Raw genomic sequence first — 21,036 nt, 5'->3', positions numbered from 1 at the left:
TCGGTGGGGTGGTCATGGTTGGTGTGTGGGGTTGGGGCTGGCGGTGGGATGGAGGAGCGAGTTGATCAGATGTTCCGTTTCGGGTTCGAGGGGGCAGTCGAGGGCGAGTTTGTTGTGTTGCAGGCGGGAGATGGCGGTGTGGAGGCCGGGGCGGTTGCTGGCGGCGTGCTCGATGCGGATCCAGTCCCGGTAGAGCTGTTCGTTGGTGTCGTCTATGTCGAGGCCGGTGGCGACGGCGCGGCGTGCTTTGGTGAGGTCGTGATGGGGGCCGCAGGGGGTGCGGTGGAGGGCGATGGTGTGAGCGAGGTTGATGATCTGCGTGATCATTTCCTGTTGGAGCGGCTGGGCCCAGGGCAGGGGGTGGGAGCCGAAGGGGCGTCCTCTGACCAGTGCGAGGTGCGACTTCTCATTTCGGTGTCACTGACAGTTCTCATTTGGGTGTCATGTGTCTTTGCTGTTCAGGGCGGAGAGGTGGTGGCGTCGAGTGAGAAGCCTTGGTGACATGGTGTGAGAATCTCCAGCGCGCTGAAATGAGAAGGCCATAGGGGTCGGCCACCTGACCTGCTGTTTTTATTTGATCTTGCGGGAGAGAGCTGTGGGCGATGCCTGAGGCTCGACTCGACACGAGTGAGGGGCTGGAACACCCGCATGGATTGCTTGACTGCCACGCGCGTGGCGAAAGCGACGCGGCTGGGCGACCGGGGAGGCGTCACTGTGGACGGACCCCTACATGTGTAGGGAAGTCGGGGTCTGCAGGTAGTCGGCGTCCCAGATCTGGGAGAAACCCCCGCGTACGCGGGGAGGATGACCGGGGCGGTTGATGTGGTCGAGGGAGATAGAACGACCCCCGCGTGTGCGGGGAGCCCTGTTCTTCGAGGCGATCTTCTTGCCTCAGTCGGAACGCCCCCACGCATGTGGGGAAGGCTGGGCGTCCGAAGCCGAGGTCGTTAGCGTCGAGGAGAACCTCCATGTGGGGGAGGTGGCGCGGCTGGACGACCGGGGAGACCCTCGACAGACCGCCCACGTTTATGGGGAGCATCCCAAGACGATCGTTTGACAGACCCTCACGCGTGTGGGGAAGCGCAGACCTTCGCCGACGTCGAGGGCGGCATCACGGACAGACCCCCACGCGTTGGGGGGGGGAGAGAGACGCAGTTTGGGCGAGAACGGTGACGTGCTGCAGGACAGACCCCCACGCGTGTGGGGAAGACGGCCGGGCGGAAGCGGGGCGGGACCCTCTTTGGGACAGACCCCCACGCGTGTGGGGAAGACTCGGTGTACTCCATGTGCTTGATGCGGCGCCAGGACAGACCCCCACGCGTGTGGGGAAGACCACCCAATCAGGTTGCGCATGGTAGACGTACGGGACAGACCCCCACGCGTGTGGGGAAGACCCTCGACGACCTGGGTGTTTGAAGATCGGTAGGTCGTGTTTCGCTCACTTTACCTGAGCTGGCAGTGCTGGTGAGGCCGGCTTTCTGACGGTGGTTGCTTCTGGCGGGGCTGCCTGAACTGCCTGACCGCTGGGTGGCGGCAGGTGAGTACGGCGGTCAGAAGTGAGAGGAGTAAGGTGCCTCGTCTCTGTGCCAGGAGCCGACGGCCTCGGTCGGCCAGGGTGGGGCAGGTTGCGGCCGTTGAGGCAGGGATGATGGGGGAGGCGAGTGTGCCGTAGGAGAGGGGGGTCTCGTTGTATCTGAGCCGTGTGAAGGTGTCCGGTCTGAGAGCCAGCGCCGAGGGGGAGATCGACTGTGAGATACCCGGTCGCTTCAGTGTCCTCATCGGAGCAAACGGGGCCGGTAAGACCACGGTCACTGATGCTCTCTACCTGGCCCACACCAGCCGCTTCCCGCTGCTGCCGCGCATGGGTGCCGCCGCATTGCCCAGCGGCGGAACGCCCGGCATCGAGGTGCAGTACAGCCTCGAGGGGCCAGCCGATCGTGAAGGCCCCCTCGGTCATTCCCTGTACCACCCGGGCCGCAGCGGCGCTGACGGCTCCGTCCAGCGGTGGTTTGCGGGCCTGCAGCGCAATCTCGGCACGGTCCGTGCCCGGGTGGAGTACAGCCAGATCCAAAACCCGGGACTGGGCACCGAGCCGTTCAAGTTCATCTACTTGCCGGCCTGGCGGCACCCCCTGGACGAGCTGGCCCGCCGCGAGACCCGCATCCTGATCGAGCTGCTGCGTGCTCAGCAGGAACGGCTGGACGGCAGCCGCAACTTGGTGTCCTTGCGCGTGAAGGCGTCCCGTCTGCTGGAAGACCTGGCCAAGCACAGCCTCATCGAGACGGTCGAGGAACGCATCAGCAGCCACCTCGCCGCGCTCACCTCCGGCGTGCAGCAACAGTGGCCCTACGTACGCGGCCAGGTCATCGACGACGCCTACCTCGCCCGTGTCCTGGAGCTGATGCTGGCCGTCATCGAAGGCCGCAGTGCCGCCCGTCCTCTGGAAGTCTCCGGCCTGGGCTATGTCAATTTGCTGCACATGGCCGTGACGTTGGCCGCGATACCCGACTCCACCCGGCGTGGCACACCGTCCACGCCGGCTTCGCCGGGCGAGACCAGCGCCGAGGCTGGCGATCTGACGGAAGCGGATGAGGAGCGGCTGGCACGCGAACACCAGGCACAGGCCGTCGCTGAGGCCGAGTCCGAGGCGGACTCCTTTTTCCCCAGCACTCCCTTCCACGCCACGGTGGTTATCGAGGAACCCGAAGCCCACCTCCACCCCCAGCTGCAGCACGCCCTCGTGCGCTATCTGCGCAGGACCGTCCGAGAACGCCCCGAGCTGCAAATCGTGCTGTCCAGCCACGCCACCGACATCATCACCTCCTGCAATCCCGAAGACCTTGTCGTACTGCGGCGCACGGCAGACGGCCGCCGCGTGTGCCGGCAGATCGCCACCATCCCGATGGTCGACCGCCAGCGCACCCTGCGCATGGCCCGCCTCCACATGGACGCCAGCCGCTCCGCCGCCCTGTTCGCCGAGCACCTGGTCGTCGTCGAAGGCGTCACCGAAGCGGCGATCCTGCGCGACTTCGGCCGTGCCTGGGCCGCCGACGATCCCGCCAAGCAGTCCTTCATCGAGGCGTTGAGCATCATGTACGTCGGGACGAAGGTCGGCGCGTGGACCTCCCGGTTCCTGGCCACCCAGGGGCACGAGATCTGCGCCCGGCTGGCGGTGCTGCGCGACAGCGACAAGCCGTTCGACCAGGACTATGCCCCGCCGGCCTGGCTGAACCGGCACGACCCCGCTGTCGTGCAGGCCTTCATCAGCCACCCCACGCTGGAGCCGTCCATCACGGCAGGCAACGAGGACCTCATCGCGGCCGCCCTGGCCGACATCGACGCCGATCCGCTGCCCGACCCTGTTACCCCTGAAGCCGTGCACGAACTGTTCAAGAGCGCCCGCAAAGCCAAGGGGGACATACCGGCCACCCCGGCAGGACCGCACGCCGGTGACAAGGCGGCCTTCGCCGACGCTCTCGCCGTACGTATCTCAGACGCCATCGAGGAAGGGCAGTCCGTCCACGTTCCCGACCACCTGAGGCGTCTGTTCGACTTCCTCTACCCGCAGCCGCAGGCCACCCCGGAGGAAGCGGCCGCGTCCGGCCAGGAGCCGGAAACCACTCACGACAAGGCCGAGCCGGGCGATCTGCACGAAGACACCACACTGCCCGAGACGCCCGCACACGACGACCCCGCCCCGTCTGCCACCCCCCTGACCAGCAGCGCTCAGCCCGCCCATCCGCCGGTCGGTGAACCGGCCCCAGGGCCCCGGCCGTGACCGCCACCGACACCACGGGAGGCCTCACCCGCGAGCAGCTGATCGCCGCCGGCACACCGCGGCGGCGTCTGTACATCGAAGCCGCGCCCGGCTCCGGCAAAACCACCGTGGCCGCCCAGCGCTTCGGCATCCAACGCTTCCGCAGCGCCAACGACCCGCGCGCGGTCATCGCCGTCAGCTTCACCCGCTCCGCGACCGCCGAACTCCGTGACCGCGTCCTCAGCCAATGGGGCCCCGCCGCCCTGGCATGGCCGCATCGCATCGTCACCCTCGACACCATCGTCTGCGACCTGCTGACCCACCTGCTCCACACCGGTCACGTGCAATGGCCCGCAGCCCACCGCCAACTCACCGTCATCGACCACTGGCGTGTACTCCTGGACACTTCGTGGACCCGGCGCGAACCCCTCGTCGTCCTGGATGGCCGGCAGGTCGTCACTCGCACCGTCACGCGAGCCAGCAAGGACAACCACCCCACCACCGCTGCCGTGAAGCAGGCCCTCACCGAAGGCCTGTGCACCCACCAGGACACCCGCCGCCTGCTGGAAACAGCTCTCGGCGACCCCGCCCTCCGCGACGTCCTGCGCTCCCACCTCGCGGACACCGCACGCACACTCATCGTCGATGAAATCTTCGACGCCAACGCCCTGGACCTCGCCCTGGTCCACCTCGCCGCCTCCGCCGGACTGGACGTCACCGTCGTCGGTGACCCCTGGCAAGCCCTCTACGGCTTCCGCGGCGCACAACCCGACCACGTCCCCGCCCTCATCACGCAAGCCGGCTTCATCCAGCGTGACCTGCTCACCTCATTCCGCTGGAAGAGCACCCAACAACAGCTTTTGGCGGACCAGCTCAGACAAGGGCACGGCGTCACCCTCACCCAGGGACAGGCAGCGGACACCGACGTCCTGCTCGCCTTGCAATGGAGCCACCTGTGGGACGCAGGCCCCCAGGTACTGCCCCTGGCCTTCAGCTCAAACACCGGCCACACCCAGGAAGCAGCGTGCACCCTCCTGCTCAGCGAACTCACCCAACGCACCTTCGGTGACCACGCGACATTTCACAATGACGCCCTGACCACCCTGGGCATCGACCACCAGGTGCTGCAGCGCCTGCGGCCACGCCTGAACGCCCTGCTCGACGACCTCTCCGGCACCAAAGAGCTCAACGCGCTCCTGGCCGAGTTCACCGCCGTCATCAAGGAAGAGACAGGCCGCCAGCTGCCCCGACGCCACCCCACCCACATCGCGCGCCTGCGATACCTGCGCACCCGGCTCCAAACACCCAGCGACCTTCTCGTGCCCGGCCTTACAGCTCACCAGGCCAAGGGCCGCGAGTGGGACCATGTCGGCGTACGCCTTACCGCTGCCGAACGAGGAACCCTGCGCCAAGGGCTCGAATCGAACAACGAGGACCACCGCAAGCTCTACGTGGCCCTCACCCGGGCCAGACGCACAACGGTATTGCTGCAGCCCGCCCCTTCCTGACTCACCCGCACTGTGCGGCAGACCGCTCCATACCGGTCCAGCTTGGCAGTCCCACGACAAACGATTCCACCTCCTGGACGTCTCGTTCTCCCAGCCAGGAGACAGAACACCCCGAAGGCCGGCTGTGGCACCGGCCGGCGGCCCATCCCGTTGCCGGTGCCGTGGTCTGGTGTCGTGTCATCGGGACAACCCAGTGGTGGAGGCGCGCGGCTGACGGACAGAGCGTCGTCGCGGTGGACGTCTTCTCACGGCGATTTCACCTCGCGCAGCCGGACGCCGGCACGGGAACGTTGCCTACCGGCTCTGGGAGGTGAGGCGGCAGGCGGGACAGACCATGGGGCTGCGGGGGCCGTAACGGTGGATGGGAGTGGCGCAGAGCATGCAGGGCCCGATCTCCCAGGGCGGGCACTTCAGGTCCGCGGCGACCGTCAGGCGCTCGCGCGCAGTCAGGCGCAAAGCAATGGGCCGGCTGGGCTGGAGGAGGGTGTGGTCGGGGTCGTGGTCCAAGGTGTGCAGGCCGGTCGCGGAGCTCAGGTCCCGGTGCGGGCGTGGGCTGCTGCTGTGGGGGCCTTCTTCTTTGTAGCGACAGGAACTGTCGAGTTCCCGTTCGGTGTAGGTGACCGGCTCGTCGTCGGCTGTGCTGGACTCGGGTGGGGCACCGGTTTCGCCGGTGATCTCGCGCCAGCGCCGGACGTCACTGGCCAGAGCCCACAGATACGAAGCGCGCCGAGCATCGTGCCGGTTGCGGGAGCGTACCGGCAGGTGTTCCCCGTCAGCGCTGGTGACGATGAGTTCGTCCAGCGGTGTGGCACGTTCCTGGGGCAGGCACAGGGCGGGCAGGAACCAGCCGCTGTGCCACTTCCCGCAGGTGATCCCGGTCTCGGGACAGGGACGCTCGCTGCTGGGAGTGCATTTCCAGATCTGCAGGTGGCGGACCCCGCCGCGGATAATGAGGGCCAGCGGGGAGACGATCCGCTGCCAGGGCACGTCGTCGACGCGGGTCCAGGGGGCGCGGTCGATGAGAGCGGACGTGTCGTCCGCGGTGACCCACAGGGGTGCGATGTTGCGCTCGCGGGCCTTGGCGGAGCGCCTGCGTACGGTGTTGGCGGTGATGGGGGAGTACTGGGCCTCCCATCCAACGCGGGTGCCGGCTCCTGTCACCAGGACATCGGTGATGATCCGCCCGTCCTGCGACCGGGCCTCCGTCTGCACGTCCAGCCCGTGCCGTGCTGCGGTGCGCGCGATCCGTTCCTTCATCGCCTTGTGCTTGTCGCTCTCCTGCGGTGTCGACACGTGGGTGAGCGGCAGGTGCGCTGCCACCCACGTCACGTGGCCGTTGCTGCGTTGTCGCCGTACGAACATCCACGGCGATTTGCCGGCCAGGGCGCACTGGCACTCCTCGCCCCGGTAGTCCTTCAGGCACTGCAGCAGGTTCCGGGGCCGCTGCCCGACGGGCTGGGTGATCTCTTCCAGCAGCCCGGTGTAGTCCGGGTTGTCGAGGTCCTCGTGGGTCAGGTTGATCTCGATGCCGTGCCCGGTGTGAAACACCCCATTGGCCATGAAAACGACAGTAGATCGCGGTGCGGGGTGGTGGAAGAGCGCTGCGCCCGCGAGCGAACGCCGTAGCGGTCTTCCGGTGAGCGCTGCCGGGGCGCGGCGAGTGAAGGGTTTCCGTCCGGGGGCGGGACGTCGCTGTGGTGGTCTTGGTGAGGGTGGGCTAAGTTGGAATGTCAGTGTGGCTGTCATCGTGGGGAGTCGTGTGGACGACGCAGAGCGGGATTTCAATGCTGAGATCGGACGGCGGGTCCGGGCGGCGAGGGCGCGGGCCCGGCTGACGCAGGAATTGCTGGCCCGGAAGACAGGACTGACGCGCGGGTCGATCACGAACATCGAGTCCGGTGCACAGGCTCCGCCGCCCTACCGGCTGGTGCGTCTGGCCGCGGCTCTGGGAGTGAAGCCGGCCGATCTCCTGCCGGGGCTGGAGGAGCCCGGTCACGTGACCGAGCTGCCGGAGTATCTCGCCCGCACGGTGACAACCCTTGCGACGGCGGTCGACCGGAGGACACGCGATGGCCAGGTCTGACGCGGAGGCGCGGGCGCTGCTGGCGGAGTTCGGTATCGACGAGGCACCCATCGACCCGGTGCGGCTTGCCGAGAAGCTAGGCGTGATCGTCCTGCCGCAGGACATGCCGGACGACGTCTCCGGCATGCTGCTGCGTCGCGAAGGCGAGCAGGTCATCGGCGTGAACCAGAAGCATCACGTCAACCGGCAGCGTTTCACCGTGGCGCATGAGCTCGGGCACCTGCGCCTGCATCGCGGTCGTCCGCTGATCCTGGACACCGACACCCGGGTCAACTTCCGTGACACGGTCTCGAGCATGGCCACCGACCGCGAGGAGATGGAGGCCAACCGCTACGCGGCCGCCCTGCTGGCCCCCGAGCACCTGGTGCGCCGCGCGGCGCGCGACGCCGATTTCCGCACGGCCCAGCAGTTGGTGCGCCTGATGGCCGTGCACTTCGAAATGAGCGACATGGCTATGAACTACCGGCTCATCAACCTCGGCATCATCGCGGATCCCACCGCGTAGAGCCCAGATGGTCAGTAAAGAGCCGCCCCGTAGCGGGCGGCTTCTATTGAGCAGATGTATGACAGTCAAACTGTCCCTCAAAAAATGTTGCCGACGTGAGGCTTCACGTGCTGCACTACTTGCAGACAGCAGAGGCCTCCGAGGCCTCTGGGACAGGAGGTTCGTCATGTCCGGCAAGTCCAGCAAGGCGAGCGGATCAGGCGGCAACCGAGGCCGGAGCGCGATCACGGGCCGGTTCGTCAAGCAATCGACGGTCCGCAGGCACCCGTCGACGACGGTGAACGAGCGCGCGTCGCGTGGCTCGAAGAAGAGCAAGTAGGCGGGCTTCGCGCCCGCCTCTCGCATGCCGGCCTGCTGCGGCGGGCCGGAGAAGACAAAGCCGTCACGGCGACGACGGACAACCAGAAACAAGGCACCGGCCGCACGGCGCAGACGATCCCCGTTGTCCGGCCGTCGTAGTCCCCGAGGGCAGTGACTGCCCCTGGCGACCCGCTGGCCGGACGCCGCACCTCACAGGAGGAACCCGATGGCACACGACGACCCCGGACACCACACCGTCACGATCACTGTCAACGCCCGCTCGTACGACTGGGAGGCGAAGGAGATCACCTTCGAGCAGGCCGTCGAACTGGCCTACCCCGGCCAGCCGCCGACGGAGCAGGACACCTACACGGTCCGCTACAGCCGCGGGCACGACGGACACGGCTCGGGCAGCCTGACGGCCGGCCACAGCGTGAAGGTCAAGAACGGAATGGTCTTCGATGTCTACCGCACTTCTCGCTCGTGACCCGGACCTGTCGCGCCTGCTCGACGACGGCTACGATGTCGTCCTGCAGGCGGGGCACCTGATCGCCCGTCACATCCCCTATGTCACCCAGGACCGCAGCATCGACTACGGCTTCCTCGCCTACCCGGTGACCGTCAGCGGCGACCGTCTCGTCTCCAGCACCGACCACCGTATCTGGTTCGGGGGATCGACCCCGTGCGACGAGCACGGCAGGCCGCTCCTGCTGGCAAATCGCGAAGCCCGCGCCATCACCGACGGGCTGCAGGCGCAGTTCATGCTCTCCAGCAAGCCGGGCCCGGCCGGATACCCCGACGAGTACACGAAGGTCACCGCCTACTCGCGCATCATCGCCGACCAGGCCCAGGCGATCGACCCGGCCGTCACGCCCACCCCGGGCGCGGCCTGGCAGGAGATCGACGGCGACACCCCGTTCGCCTACCGGGACACCGCAACTTCCCGTGCCGGCCTCGCCGTCGTCAACCGCCGCTACCGCGGCCACCACATCGTGATCATCGGCCTGGGCGGCTCCGGAAGCTACATCCTGGACCAGGTCGCCAAGACCGAGGTAGACACCATTCGGCTCATCGACGGCGACACCTTCGACAACCACAACGCCTTCCGGGCACCCGGCGCGCCCACCCTCGAGACCCTGCGCAGCCGCCCCAACAAGGCCGCCTACTTCGCCTCTCTCTACTCGCACATGCACCGCCACATCACCGCCTGCGAGCAGTACCTGGACGAGGACAACCTCACCCTCCTCGAAGCGGCGACCTTCGTCTTCCTCGCCTCCGACGGCGCAGTGGGCAAACCCGCCGTCATGGACTGGCTGGAAACCCACGACGTGCCGTTCATCGACGTCGGCATGGGCATCGAGGAGATCGACGGTCGGCTCAGCGGGCTGCTGCGCGTGACGACCAGCCTGCCCGGGCGGCGTGCACCAGCCCGCGGACGCATCCCCACCCCGGCACCCGAACGCGACGCCTACGCGCGCAACATCCAGACCGCAGACCTCAACGCCCTCAACGCGATCCTCGCCGTCAACCGCTGGAAACGCTTCCTGGGCATCTACGCAGACGCCACCGACGAAGGCTTCGCCACCTACTCGCTGATCGCCAACGAGATCGCCAACGAGGACCTACCGTGAGCGCAGTCAGCCGCCTTCGCCCGGCCTTCGTCGAAACCTTCCCGGCCACCCTGGACCAGGGAGTGCTGTACATCTCCATCACCTACCGCACCTGCGGACACCTGTGCTGCTGCGGCTGCGGAGAAGACGTCATCACACCGCTGTCACCAGCACAGTGGTCTTTCACCTACAACGGCGAGACCGTGTCCCTGGCACCCTCGATCGGCAACTGGGCGCTTGCCTGCCAGTCCCACTACTGGATCCGCAGCGGCGATATCCACTGGAGCCGACGCTACTCGGCCCAAGAAATTGCCGCCAACCGCGAACGCGACCGCCGACGGCTCGACGAGGCTAGTGCCGATGCCGACCGCACGTCCCTGGCCAGGCTGCGTCGGCGCCTGAACCGATGGCGCCGATAAGTCAGCCAGAGAGGCACACCATCCCGCAACTGTCACTTCGCCTGGCTGGTCCGATGGCCAGGCACCCCAGGACCAGGCTCTCCTGGCCTTGGATCACTGTCGCCATCGAGGAGCGGGAATGATCCCCGCACGGGCGATGTGTCCGACAGCCAGAACGTCACCCGGCTGTGACCCACGCCCATCTCACGGACAGGCCCCACGCACGCGGGGAAGAACCGTCGTGGGCTGGGCCGGGATCGGCAAGCTTTCTGCTCGCTCTGGCGGGGCTGACGATAGGGGCGAGGCGGCGTTGCTGTCGGGACTGACGTGGCAGGATGGGAGACCACGTGGAGTGGGGGAGCATTGAGCGACTACCGCGAGTTTGTCTACCTGTCAGATGCGAAGCTTGAGCAGTTCTCGCTGCCGCGGCGGCTGGCTTTGCCCAGTGCCCTGCGGCTGAACACCCCTGTGGGGGGTGTCGATGTCGATGCGCCGGCATCCGACAGTGAGCGCGACCGGATGCGGCAGCTGGAAAAGCTCGACAAGCACCTGGGGGAGCGGGCGGAGTGGTTCGCCCAGCCGGGACTGCGCCCGGCGCAGTGGGTGTGGTTCGAGGCGCCGCTGCGCTGTGTCACGCTGCAGGGCGACTACCAGCACATGGTGCTCTTCGCCGACCCCGCTCCGGGGGAGGACCCTTCCTATGAGCAGCAGACGGGCTGCCGCCTGCTGCTGCATGGATCCTCCCGCCACCTGCGGGGCTTCGCACCAGCCGCGGTCGAAGCCCCTGCCCTGGAGGGCATCGACGGCGGCTCCAGCTTCGCTACGACCTTCCTGACCACTGCCGGGCAGGCGGTACGCGCCCTGTCTCTGGAGCACGATGTGGCGGCCGAGGGAGTGACGCCCCCGCCCGGCGGACTGAACGGAGCGGGCGTGCGGGAGCTGCTGGAGGCGATCGACGCCCGCCATGGCCAGGTGCCCGGTGCCTGGATGTCCGGACTGGCCCGCGTGACGGCCGAACTGCCGGCCACTGACACGACGGCGCGCTGCGTGGTGGCCAGCCCGCTGAGCGTGGAGTACGTGCGCGACCCGGCGTGAGCGGCCGGTACACGGGGCACTGAGACGAAAGGGACTGCGCGGTGAACGACTCCGCCCTGCCTAACACGATGCGGTTTGTGCGGAATTACCTCACGCACACCTACAGGCCGTGGATCGATCTGTCCGACGTCGCCCACCGCTCTCCTCAGGAGCAGGACATCGTCCTCCTGTCTCGGGCTCTGGCCGCCCAGGCCGTCAACATGCTCACCGACTGCAGCCCTCAGGAGGCTGCCGCATCCGTCGTGGACGGCCCAGGAGACTCCGGTATCGACGCCATCGCGTTCTCCAAGGGCGGCTCCGACATCTGGCTTGTGCAGGCGAAATGGAGCGACAAAGGCCGCGCCCGGCTGGGGGAGAAGGACGCCGCCGTCCTGGTGACCGGACTGCAACGCCTGGCTGATCAGCGCTACGAGGGCTTCAACTCCCACATCCGCGCATCGATCGATCGGATCAACGAGGCCTTGAGTTCCCCCCGCTGCCGGGTCCATCTGGTGGCGGCGCTGGCCGGCGACGCCCGCCTGGCCCCTCAGGTGGAGCGGCAACTGGCTTTGGTGGGAGAAGCGTTCGGCTTCGCCGGCCGCGTCCCGGTCACCGTGCACACGCTGGGACTGGCCGACTTCCATTCCGCGGCGCGCGCCGACGCCGGCCGCAACCCTGTGTCCCTGTCGGCAACCCTGACCGACGGCTGGCACCGCATCGACGTCCCCTACCAGGCCTACAGCACGAGTGTCTCCGCCGATGAACTTGCGTCCTGGTACAACACCCATGGAGACCGGCTGTTCGATTCTGCCCTGCGTCCGCATTCCACCGGACAGCCCGACCCTGTGGCCTTGAGCCGGCTGGTCACCGCGCCGGAGGAATTCTGGTACTTCAGCAACGGCATCACCGTGATCTGTGACCACGTCGAAGCGAGCTTCATCGCCCGCAGAGTACCGGGTCAGCCGCTGCTCCTGCGGCTGCACAATGCCCGCGTGGTCAACGGGGCTACGGTGGTCGCGACGGTCGCCCACGCAGTCGACCAGAATCCCGCGACCGGCAACCTGGCGCTGGTGCCGGTGCGGATCATCGGTCTCGACGGTGCCCCCGAAGACTTTGCCTCCGCCCTGACCCGGGCCGGCGAGGCCGAAGGCTCCGCTGACCCCCTCGACTTTGTCGCACTCGATGCCTTCCAACAGGCTTTGCGCGACGAGTTCGCTGACGAACTGCACAAGGAGTACGTCTACAAAAGGGGCTCGGTGGCACCCGCCCCGGACGCCGGCTGCACCATGCAGGAAGCGGCCGTCGCCCTGGCCTGCGCGCATCCGGACGTATCGCTGACCGCCCGGGCCAGCGCCGACCCCGCCTACCTGTGGCGCCCCGCTCCGGAAGGCGCCTATACGCGCCTGTTCGGAGGACGGCCCAGCGCCCGCCAGATCTGGCAATGCGTGTTGCTGCTGCGCCGGGTGAAGACTGCTCTGGCCTACGCCGTTGCGGGAGGGCCGCCTCGCGGCCGCGATCTCGCCGAGCACGGAGATCTCCTGATCGCTCACCTCGTCTTCCGCAGCATCGATCCCGACCTCCTCGAAGAACTCTCCCAATCCGCTGACAGACTTGAGGACTGGACTACCCAGCGCACCTGGGAGATCGCCGACCTCGTAGCCTCCGCGATCGAGCGCCTCTTCGGCCAGCACCTCTTCCTGGCCAGTGTTTTCACCGACGAACGCCAAATCCACGTGCTCGCCGATGACGTCACCCGTTCTCTCACCGCGCCCCCCACCCTGTTCGCCCACGAGTCCTCCGGTGCCGGTCGCAGGCCCAACAGCGTCACCACTCTCGTCGACCACCGCCGTATCCCCGACGGCACACGCGTGATGTACCGGCCCAGCCCCACCGAAGAGCGCGCCATCGGCGAGTGGCTCAGCGAAGACCCCCGCCGCTACCTCGCCACCTGGACCAACGACCCCCGCCGCCCCCTGATCTGGGAAATCGACCAGCAGGCCTACTCGCCCAGTGCCCTCGTTCGCCACATCTGGGGCGAAGCCGCGTGGCATGAGGCCCCTGCCGCCGTCCAGGGAGTCCGCAACTGGGTTGTTCCCGGCGAAGGCACGCTCGCTGACCTGGCCGAGGCGCTCATCCCGGCCACTGGAAACGGCGGCGCATGACATGCGCGGCATCGAACGGTTCGAACTGCGCACCCTGATCGGGCAGGGCAGCATGGGACAGGTCTGGCAGTCCTGGGACACCCGGCTCAAACGCCCGGCCGCCGTCAAGATCATCAACCCTGAGCGGCTCGTCGAGCAAGCCAACAGCATCAGCCCCGAGGTCGTCGCAGCCCGCTTTTGCCGTGAAGCCGAACTCGGCGCCCGCTTCACCCACCCCGGGCTGCCCATGCTCTACGACGCCGAACTGACCGGTAGCCCGTACGACTTGTACATGGTGTGGGAACTGATCGTGGGGCAAAACCTCGCCCAGATCCTCGCAGCGCAAGGCGGCCGCCTGCCGATCAACCGGGCCCTGTCCTACGCCGCTCAGATCGCCGACACCCTGGCCTGTATCCACGACGACCCCGTCATTCACCGCGACCTCAAGCCGTCCAACATCATGATCACCGAAGCGTGGAAAACGAAGCTCCTCGACTTCGGCGTCGCTGCCATCTACGGCAGCGACTACCCCCGCCTCACGCAAGACGGCCAACTCCTTGGCACTGTCGCCTACATGGCCCCCGAGCAGTTCACCGACCGTGGCCTCATCGTGCCGCAGACCGACCTCTACGCACTGGGCTGCCTGCTCTACGAAATGCTCACCGGACAGCCCCCATTCACCGGCGATCCGGCCAGCGTGATGGACGCCCACCGCACCCGCATCCCCACCCCGGCCCGCGAACTGCGGCCCGAGATCCCGCTTGACGTCGACGACCTCCTGATGACAATGCTCGCCAAGGACACCGCCGACCGTCCCGCCTCCGCACACCTCATCGCAGAACGGCTCGCACCGCACACCACACTCCCCGCCCCCGCCCAGCCCTCCGCCGACGGCGAAGACGAACAAGCCGACGGCCCCGCCACCATCCCTGCCACGACCGCACAACTGCCCGCGGCCATACGGATCGTCCAGGCACAGGCCTTCTTCGACGCCGGACACTTCGGGGAAGCCCTACCGTTCTACAACACGCTCAGCGCAGAACCGGCCGCAGCCGACGAAAACCCACGACAACGAGCGGAGTGCCGCGCCAAGGCCGCGTTCTGCCACCTGCGCCTGGGCAATCTCCAGCAAGCCCTCACCGGATACACGGCCCTGGCCGCAGGGCTGACCCAGGACACCCCGCCGGACGATCCTTTGCTGCTCGAAGTGCGCAGCCGGATCGGTCTGCTGCAAGCAGCCAGCAACAGACCAGAGGAAGCACTCGCCACCTTTGCCGCCATCTACCCCCTCCTCACCCAACACCTCGGCCACGATGACCCTTTGACCACCGAGGTCCGCACCGTGTTCAACCGGCTCAACCGGCTCGGCGGAATCTTTCCGAAGCCGACTGCCGCTCTGGCGCAACAGGCAGCAACCTGACGACATGGCCGACACCCCTCGAAAGACCCCGCGTGACGGGGAGGGTCTTGCTCCTGGCGTCGCTGCGACTGGAGACGCCACAGACCCCCACGCATGTGGGGAAGTTCGGCAGTACTCGCACTCCATGCCGTACAGCGCGGATGGACCCCCACGCGTGTGGGGAGGGCGACCGAATCAAGGCTCGACGCATGTACGAGAACGAACGACCCCCACATGTGTAGGGAAGACGGCTGCACATGGTCGGCATCCCAGGCCTGAGAGAAGCCCCCGTGTGTGGGGAGTCCCAAGACGATCGTTGTCGACCGGGGAAAGGTCGCCAGACCCCCACCTGCATGGGGAAGGCTGGGCGTCCGAAGTCGAGATCGTCACCGTCGGGGGACTCCTCACATACGTGGGGAAGAGAGCATGGCGCGGGCGGTGACGGTGTCGGTGATGGACAGACCCCTACGTGTGTGGGGAAGACCCGCATCGCTGGGAGCCGCAGCGGCAGTAGGCGGACAGACCCCCACGCGCGTGGGGAGGATGGCGGGCAGGTGCTGCTGGCGCCGATCGTCGACGACAGACCCCCACATGCGCGGGGAAGATTCCCATGGGCCGTCAGACGCGCCCAGCCCCGGAACGATGCACCCCCACACGCGTGGAGAAGACCCGAGGTACAGACGCTGGTTGTAAACGATGGCGGACGGGCACTCACGCGCGTAAGGAAGACGCGTGCCCGAGTCGGGCCCACTGCTCGTCGTCAGACGGGCCCCCACGCACGTGGGAAAGACCCTTCACGACCTGCATGTCTAAAGATCGGCGGGCTGTATTTCACTGGTGCGTGCAGCGGATCGCCCGTTGCCTGATCGGGCACCCCATAGCATGCCTTCTGAGTGCCACGGCGGCCGCGCCGTGCCGAGTCCAACCGTCCATCAGGCCGTTCAAGCGGGACAGACCACCACGGACGTGGCGAAGACGAGGAAGAGCTGTTCGCGTCCGTCGACGCTCTGGACAGACCCCCACACGCGTGGGGAATTCCCTTGCTCACTTGCGGTTTTGGAGATCGGCAAGGCGTTTTCTCTTCACTTTACATGACCTGGCCGTGCGTGTGAGGGCTGCTGCCTGGCCGCGGTCGTCATTGGTGGTTTGGCCCGAACTGCCCGCCTGGTAGGTGGATTTGGGCTCGCCAGTAGCGCGGTGGGTGGGCTTATCTGTGGGGTTTCTTCCGTCGGGCGCGGGTTGATCGGCGGGGTTGCTGGCGGGCTGTAGCCGGTGGCCGGTGCTGTATGGAGGGTGTGGGCTGGATGCGGACGGATACGAGTCCTGCGGCGAGGAGGCCGTTGTCGCTGGCGCTGTTGATGTGGCGGCCGAGTTCGGTGGGTGAGGCCATGAGGCGCCGGTGTGTGGGGGAGTGGTGGAGTTCGAAGCCGTAGCCGAAGTAGACCACCGCGCTGTGGCGGGTGCGGGCCGCCTGTCGCCATTGGCTGGAGGCTCGTACAGTCGCGCGGGCGATGACGGTGCCGTCGTCGTGTTCGAGGGTCAGCTGGTGGCCGGTCAGTACGAGGGTGAGGTGCTGGGGTGAGATGAGGGTGGGTTGCGGTCCGGCCAGTCGGCGCAGGCCCTTGTCGCAGGCTCGGTGGACCTGGAGCTCGATGGACTTGCCGGTGTCGGGGGAGGTGGCACCGACCATCTTGTGGGGTTGCAGGATGACGAGAGCCTTCGGGCCGGGCAGGAACTTTCGGGCTTCCGGTAGGAGGAGGTCGATGGTGGAGCGTCCGGTGAGGCTGCCGTAGGCCGGATCTGTGGACAACGACAGCACCGCGTGGCAGCTGGCTGCCTCGTAGGCGTCTTTGACTGCTGGATCCCGATCGAGCGAGGGCAGGCCGGTGGCCAGGATGGCGTCCGCTTCCTCCTGGTAGTTGCGGTGCACTGTCTCGACCATCACGGCCGACAGCCGCGGCATTAAGCCGGAGTAGATCCGCTCCCACACGTTGTCAGGGTCGTAGGGCTCGGTGAACGTCTTGTCGTTGAGTCGGCTCATCTGCTCCAGGAACCCTTCGTCCTGGGAGCTCCCGTTCATGGCCCGCCAACTGTCGTGTACCACTTGCAGCAGGATGAACCGGGCCTCATCGGTGGCCGTCTCGAGCGCCGGATTCTCAGCGATGCTGGTTTCCTCCAGCAGCCGTCCCAAAAGTTCCACCGCACGCTGTTCTCCCTGGGTCACCCACGTCCAGGCGCAGTGGCAGCCGACGTTGTGCACCAGGTGGTGCAGGGCGAACCCGTACAGCGTGCGAGGGCCGGCATAAGGCAGAAAGTCGCTGAGCGCAGCATCGGCCTGCTCCCACTTGTCCTGCAGGACGAGCGCCTCGACTAGGAGGCGTTTGAGGTCGGCCGTGGCGGCAGACCATGGATCGGTGCTCCTGGCCAAGGCCGCGGTGGCGGTATGTTCGGCGCGTTCGGCTTCCCTCTGTTCCAACAGGTCTTGCACGGCGAGGAGGTCTCTTACCGCCTGTGTCGTCTTGGTGGGGAGCACGTCGGCCAGGGCACGGAAGTCCTCCAGCAGTTGCGTGAGCGCAGGGTCCGGCTGGTCGCGCAGCCGCATCTGTAGGATCCGCGACGCCTCGGTCGCGAGGTTGGCGACGGGCTCGGGCGGCGGCCCGTTGAGCTGGCGGAGGTAGAACAGCACGGGACGCAGATGGGCGGCAACACGGGGGCCGGCGTCGGCGTGCTTGCTCAGCTGGGCAAGGTGCGCAAGCAGGGTGTGCGCCTGGGCGGCCAGCCCCTCGTCCGGATCACCGGCTCGGTCCAGCCACTCCAGCTCTAGCTCCAGCAGGCTGTGGGCCGCGTCGTACTGGCCGTGGGCATGGTGAAACGCCGCCAGATTGCCCATGAGCAGGGCCGTGTACCCGTCGGCTGTGCGCGTGGAGCGGATGTGCTCGACCAGCGCGGTGGCGTGCTGGGCCAGCTCCCAGGTCCGTTCCGCCTGCCCGGAGAGCAGGGCCCCGCGCAGCCAGCGGTCGGTGTGACAGGCCACATGCGACAGGCCCGCCGCCACCTCCGACTGCGATAGCCCCAGGTGCCGGGCCAGAATGTCCTGCAGCACTGCGTTCATCGAGACCGTGTCGTCACTGCCCGGGAAAGCCTCCTTGCGGGCTGGCAGCGGCTCGTCATACCGCACCAGGGAGACATCGGTCAGTTCCCGGATGACCTCGCGCACCGGAACCTGCGCCTCGTCGAACACCACCCAACCGGGAGCCGGTGGCAGGTCTCTGGGGCTGACGAAGGCACTCGCCAACGCCAGATGCACCGGCGCCCGGCGGGGAGCAAGCCAGCACAGCGCCGCCACTGTGGCCAGAGTCGGCTGCAACAGACCACGCGAGCGCGCGCCGCTGATCAGACGCTCGGTGCTCAGCGCCACGGCCGCCGCCAGCGTCCGCGGATACCCGGCAGGCACCGACCGCTCATCGTCCGCGGCCCGATGGATTAGCGTATCCGTGTAGACGGGAAGCCGGTCCACGCCGATACCGCAGCTGACCAGATAGCCACAGGCAACCTCGATCGCCAGCGGCCAGCACTCCAGAACCTGGGCCAGCCGGGACAGCGACGCCGCGTACTGCTCAACCTCGCTCTCACTCAAGTCCAGGCGCAGCCGCAGCAAGCAGAGCGCTTCCTCACCGCTCATCGGGCTCAGATCGATGCGCCCTTGCACACCGTGCCAGTGCCCGCCCAGCGTCGTGACAATGACCCGGCCTCGCCCGCGACGCGGTATCCAAGCACTGGCCAGGGGCGCGCTCGCATCATCGAATACCATCAGCCAGCGCCCCGGCAGGGACTGCAACGCGGCATGCACCCGCTCGCGTACCAACCGCGGATCCCGCACCCCTGCCGGTTCCTCACTGCCGGTCAGATGCGCCAGCACCCGGGCAAACGACGTGACCAAGGCCTCCTCGCTCTCGGCGTCCACCCAGAACACCGCGTCATAGCGGAAGGCCTGATCAGCAATGTGGGCAGCCGCCAGGCTCGACTTTCCCAGTCCCGACAGCCCGGTGACGACACACGTCCTCACACCCTCAGCGCCCTCCTCGCCGGGAGAGAGAACCTCTCCGATCCCATCGACGAGGTCCGCACGCACCACCTCCGGAATGCGCGGCAGCCGTCCGTAGACGATCCCGAACTCCTGCCGGCCGACAGCCGCAATCAACTCCTCGTCGCCGACCAGCACCGACCGGTGAAAATCCCGCACATCCCAGGCCGCCAGGCCAGGGTCGGCCGCACGGCGCATGACCTCGGCCACCAAATGACCCAGCACCAGCCCTCCGGCCCTGCGCGACAATCCCTGCCCGGCACGCACCCGCTCGGCGCGCAGCACGTCACTGAGGTCCGCACGCAGCTGCCCGTCGCTGCGGCCATCGAACTCGACCCCCGCACGTGCCAGACGCTCCCAATGCTCCTCCGGCAGCGCCTGGCAGATGCCCCACGCAGCAGGCGCCTTCACCAGAAGGTCCTGCAGCTCGGCCTTGATCCGCGGCACGTCACCGCGATTACGGCGCAACAGCTCAGCCAGCCGCAGACATCCCTCATCCGGCACGGCCGAGGTGATCAGCTGGTATCGCTCAGCGTCGATCCCGGTGACCAGATGCACCAGCACCGCCACCGCCTCGCGTGCCCGCACAGTCCGTCCCGCTCCGGCGCTCTTCACCTGGACCGCCATCAGCGAGCGGCCATCGGCGTCGGTCAGATCGAAATCGACCGAATCCGTATGCTGGAGCGACACCGTATCCCCGGGCCCCTCGATGCGGCAGACAGCCGCCCTGCCGGTGCGCACACTGGCCAGCAGCGCTTCGACCGTGCGCAGATACTGATACTGGAACCCGCGAGCAGCGACCCGCCCACCGTCGAATGCCACGCAACCCCCTGCGCCGAAACCGACTTGTGGCCGTAAGGCTAGGCACGGGGGCTGACAACTGGCCTAGTTACGACACCACCCGCGACTGCTTTACGCCACAGCCCAGCCACACGTCACGGCACCAGGCACAGACCAGGCCACGCATTGGACGTCGGGACAACCGAGACCGTGGACAAGAGGAACGGGAGCAGAACGGTGGCCCCCACGACGGTGCGGCAACCGCCACCGCACCCGTCTGCCCGCGCGATGGAAGGACCTGGCTGGCCCAGCTCCCGGCGCTGTCGAACTGCGCCCCCACACGTGTGGGGAAGGGAAGGTCCGGATCGAGGCTCCTCTGCCGTACGCCGAACGACCTCCACGTACGTCGGGAAGACGGACGGCGATGAGGACACCCGTCTGCTGCTGCGAGACGGATCCCCACATGCGTGGGGGAGACCGAATCCGCAGTCACGGCGCCCGCCAGGGCAGACCCCCACGGGTGTGGGGAGGGCCACGCGGGCATCGACGTCACCGCCAGCACCGTGGACAGACCCCCAGCTGTTTGGGGAAGAAACGCACGCCTCCCTCGGGGTGCTGGCTGAGACGGAACGACCCCGCATGTCTGGGGAGCGCGACAGCTACCCAGCGGATGTCCACTGCCCGCTCGACGGACTCCCACGCGTGTGGGGAGTGCGGGGCCTGAACGTGATCGCCCTCCCAGACCTCGGATACACCCCCACGCACGTGGGGAATACCGGCCACCACCCCTAAGATGCTCGTCAGCGAGGAGAGACCCCCACATGCGTGGGGAAGACTGCTGCTGGAGCAGGGCCAGGTCGATGAAGTCCGAACGACCCCCACGCGCGTGGGGAAGAAGACTCAACGAACTCCCGGGCGCCGACGCCATGCCAGGACAGACCCCCATGTGCGTGGGGAAGATTCCCTTGGGCGGTCAGGCGCGCCCAGCCCCGGAACGATGAACCTCCACGAGTGTGGGGAAGGCGCGCGTTCACGTCCCTGGTCGCACGCATGCGGGGAGACTCGCTCCACAGCCCGGCTGGGCGTCCGTACGGGAGGAGAAGCCTGCCGCCACCGCAAAGACTCTCACCACCGAAGGCTGACCCCCACGCACCTGGGGAGGCACCCCGCTGATATCCGTCTTTCCCCGCGTGCTGGACAGACCCCCACGTGTGTGGGGAGGGCGACCGAATCAAGGCTCGACGCATGTACGAGAACGAACGACCCCCACATGTGTAGGGAAGACCGGGGCTGCACGTGGTTGGCATCCCAGACCTGAGAGAAGCCCCCGTGTGTGGGGAGCATCCCAAGACGATCGTTGTCGACCGGGGAAAGGTCGACAGACCCCCACGGGTGTG

14 protein-coding genes are annotated in these 21,036 nt (G+C 67.5%); 11 read left to right on the top strand and 3 right to left on the bottom strand.

The features are described 5' to 3' along the window. Positions 1-12: 12 nt before the first annotated feature. Positions 13-327, bottom strand: a complete 315-nt coding sequence (locus tag ACZ69Q_RS43550) for a hypothetical protein (RefSeq protein WP_471054016.1) — start codon at positions 325-327, stop codon at positions 13-15. Positions 328-1,708: 1,381 nt separating this feature from the next. Between ACZ69Q_RS43550 and ACZ69Q_RS43545 the strand changes: the two genes are divergently transcribed. Then, positions 1,709-3,778 (top strand): AAA family ATPase, encoded by a 2,070-nt coding sequence (locus ACZ69Q_RS43545; RefSeq protein WP_471054013.1) that lies wholly within the window; start codon positions 1,709-1,711, stop codon positions 3,776-3,778. Beyond that, complete coding sequence (locus ACZ69Q_RS43540) at positions 3,775-5,265, top strand: UvrD-helicase domain-containing protein (protein ID WP_471054011.1); 1,491 nt, start codon at positions 3,775-3,777, stop codon at positions 5,263-5,265. Before ACZ69Q_RS43545 ends, ACZ69Q_RS43540 begins: the two co-directional genes overlap by 4 nt. A 294-nt stretch (positions 5,266-5,559) precedes the next feature. Here the strand turns inward: ACZ69Q_RS43540 and ACZ69Q_RS43535 are convergent, their stop codons facing one another. Further along, positions 5,560-6,825 carry a competence protein CoiA family protein gene (locus ACZ69Q_RS43535; RefSeq protein ID WP_471054009.1) on the bottom strand — a complete coding sequence of 422 codons (1,266 nt, stop codon included), beginning with the start codon at positions 6,823-6,825 and terminating at the stop codon, positions 5,560-5,562. Positions 6,826-7,024: 199 nt separating this feature from the next. Here ACZ69Q_RS43535 and ACZ69Q_RS43530 point away from each other — a divergent pair, with 199 nt between their 5' ends. The 9 genes from ACZ69Q_RS43530 to ACZ69Q_RS43490 all read left to right on the top strand — a co-directional run bounded on the left by ACZ69Q_RS43530 (position 7,025) and on the right by ACZ69Q_RS43490 (position 14,796). Continuing rightward, on the top strand, positions 7,025-7,348 hold the full coding sequence (locus ACZ69Q_RS43530; RefSeq protein ID WP_471054006.1) for a helix-turn-helix domain-containing protein: 324 nt from the start codon (positions 7,025-7,027) through the stop codon (positions 7,346-7,348). Continuing rightward, positions 7,335-7,853, top strand: coding sequence for an ImmA/IrrE family metallo-endopeptidase (locus ACZ69Q_RS43525; RefSeq protein ID WP_471054003.1), 519 nt, complete (start codon positions 7,335-7,337; stop codon positions 7,851-7,853). The genes ACZ69Q_RS43530 and ACZ69Q_RS43525 overlap by 14 nt, the downstream gene beginning before the upstream one ends. 166 nt (positions 7,854-8,019) lie before the next feature. Continuing rightward, a complete protein-coding gene (locus ACZ69Q_RS43520) occupies positions 8,020-8,172 on the top strand; it encodes a hypothetical protein (RefSeq protein ID WP_471054001.1) in 153 nt (50 codons plus the stop codon). A gap of 207 nt (positions 8,173-8,379) precedes the next feature. Next, on the top strand, positions 8,380-8,640 hold the full coding sequence (locus ACZ69Q_RS43515) for a multiubiquitin domain-containing protein (protein WP_471053998.1): 261 nt from the start codon (positions 8,380-8,382) through the stop codon (positions 8,638-8,640). Continuing rightward, positions 8,615-9,784 carry a ThiF family adenylyltransferase gene (locus ACZ69Q_RS43510; RefSeq protein WP_471053995.1) on the top strand — a complete coding sequence of 390 codons (1,170 nt, stop codon included), beginning with the start codon at positions 8,615-8,617 and terminating at the stop codon, positions 9,782-9,784. Before ACZ69Q_RS43515 ends, ACZ69Q_RS43510 begins: the two co-directional genes overlap by 26 nt. Continuing rightward, the gene (locus ACZ69Q_RS43505; protein ID WP_471053993.1) at positions 9,781-10,182 is read left to right on the top strand and encodes a ubiquitination-like system serine protease family protein; all 402 of its coding nucleotides are present in this window, start codon (positions 9,781-9,783) and stop codon (positions 10,180-10,182) included. The genes ACZ69Q_RS43510 and ACZ69Q_RS43505 overlap by 4 nt, the downstream gene beginning before the upstream one ends. Before the next feature lie 342 nt (positions 10,183-10,524). Continuing rightward, positions 10,525-11,256: an SAVMC3_10250 family protein gene (locus ACZ69Q_RS43500; protein WP_471053991.1), complete on the top strand. Its 732-nt coding sequence runs from the start codon at positions 10,525-10,527 to the stop codon at positions 11,254-11,256. A gap of 41 nt (positions 11,257-11,297) precedes the next feature. Continuing rightward, entirely contained in the window at positions 11,298-13,397 is a 2,100-nt protein-coding gene (locus ACZ69Q_RS43495) for an AIPR family protein (protein WP_471053988.1), read from the top strand. Between the two features lies 1 nt (position 13,398). Continuing rightward, positions 13,399-14,796: a protein kinase domain-containing protein gene (locus ACZ69Q_RS43490; RefSeq protein ID WP_471053985.1), complete on the top strand. Its 1,398-nt coding sequence runs from the start codon at positions 13,399-13,401 to the stop codon at positions 14,794-14,796. Between the two features lie 1,186 nt (positions 14,797-15,982). Here ACZ69Q_RS43490 and ACZ69Q_RS43485 read toward each other — a convergent pair. Continuing rightward, on the bottom strand, positions 15,983-19,681 hold the full coding sequence (locus ACZ69Q_RS43485) for an NB-ARC domain-containing protein (RefSeq protein WP_471053982.1): 3,699 nt from the start codon (positions 19,679-19,681) through the stop codon (positions 15,983-15,985). Between the last annotated feature and the right edge of the window lie 1,355 nt (positions 19,682-21,036).

The organism is Streptomyces sp. NPDC036764, from assembly GCF_055609385.1.
This window is presented reverse-complemented; position numbering and strand designations above follow the sequence as displayed.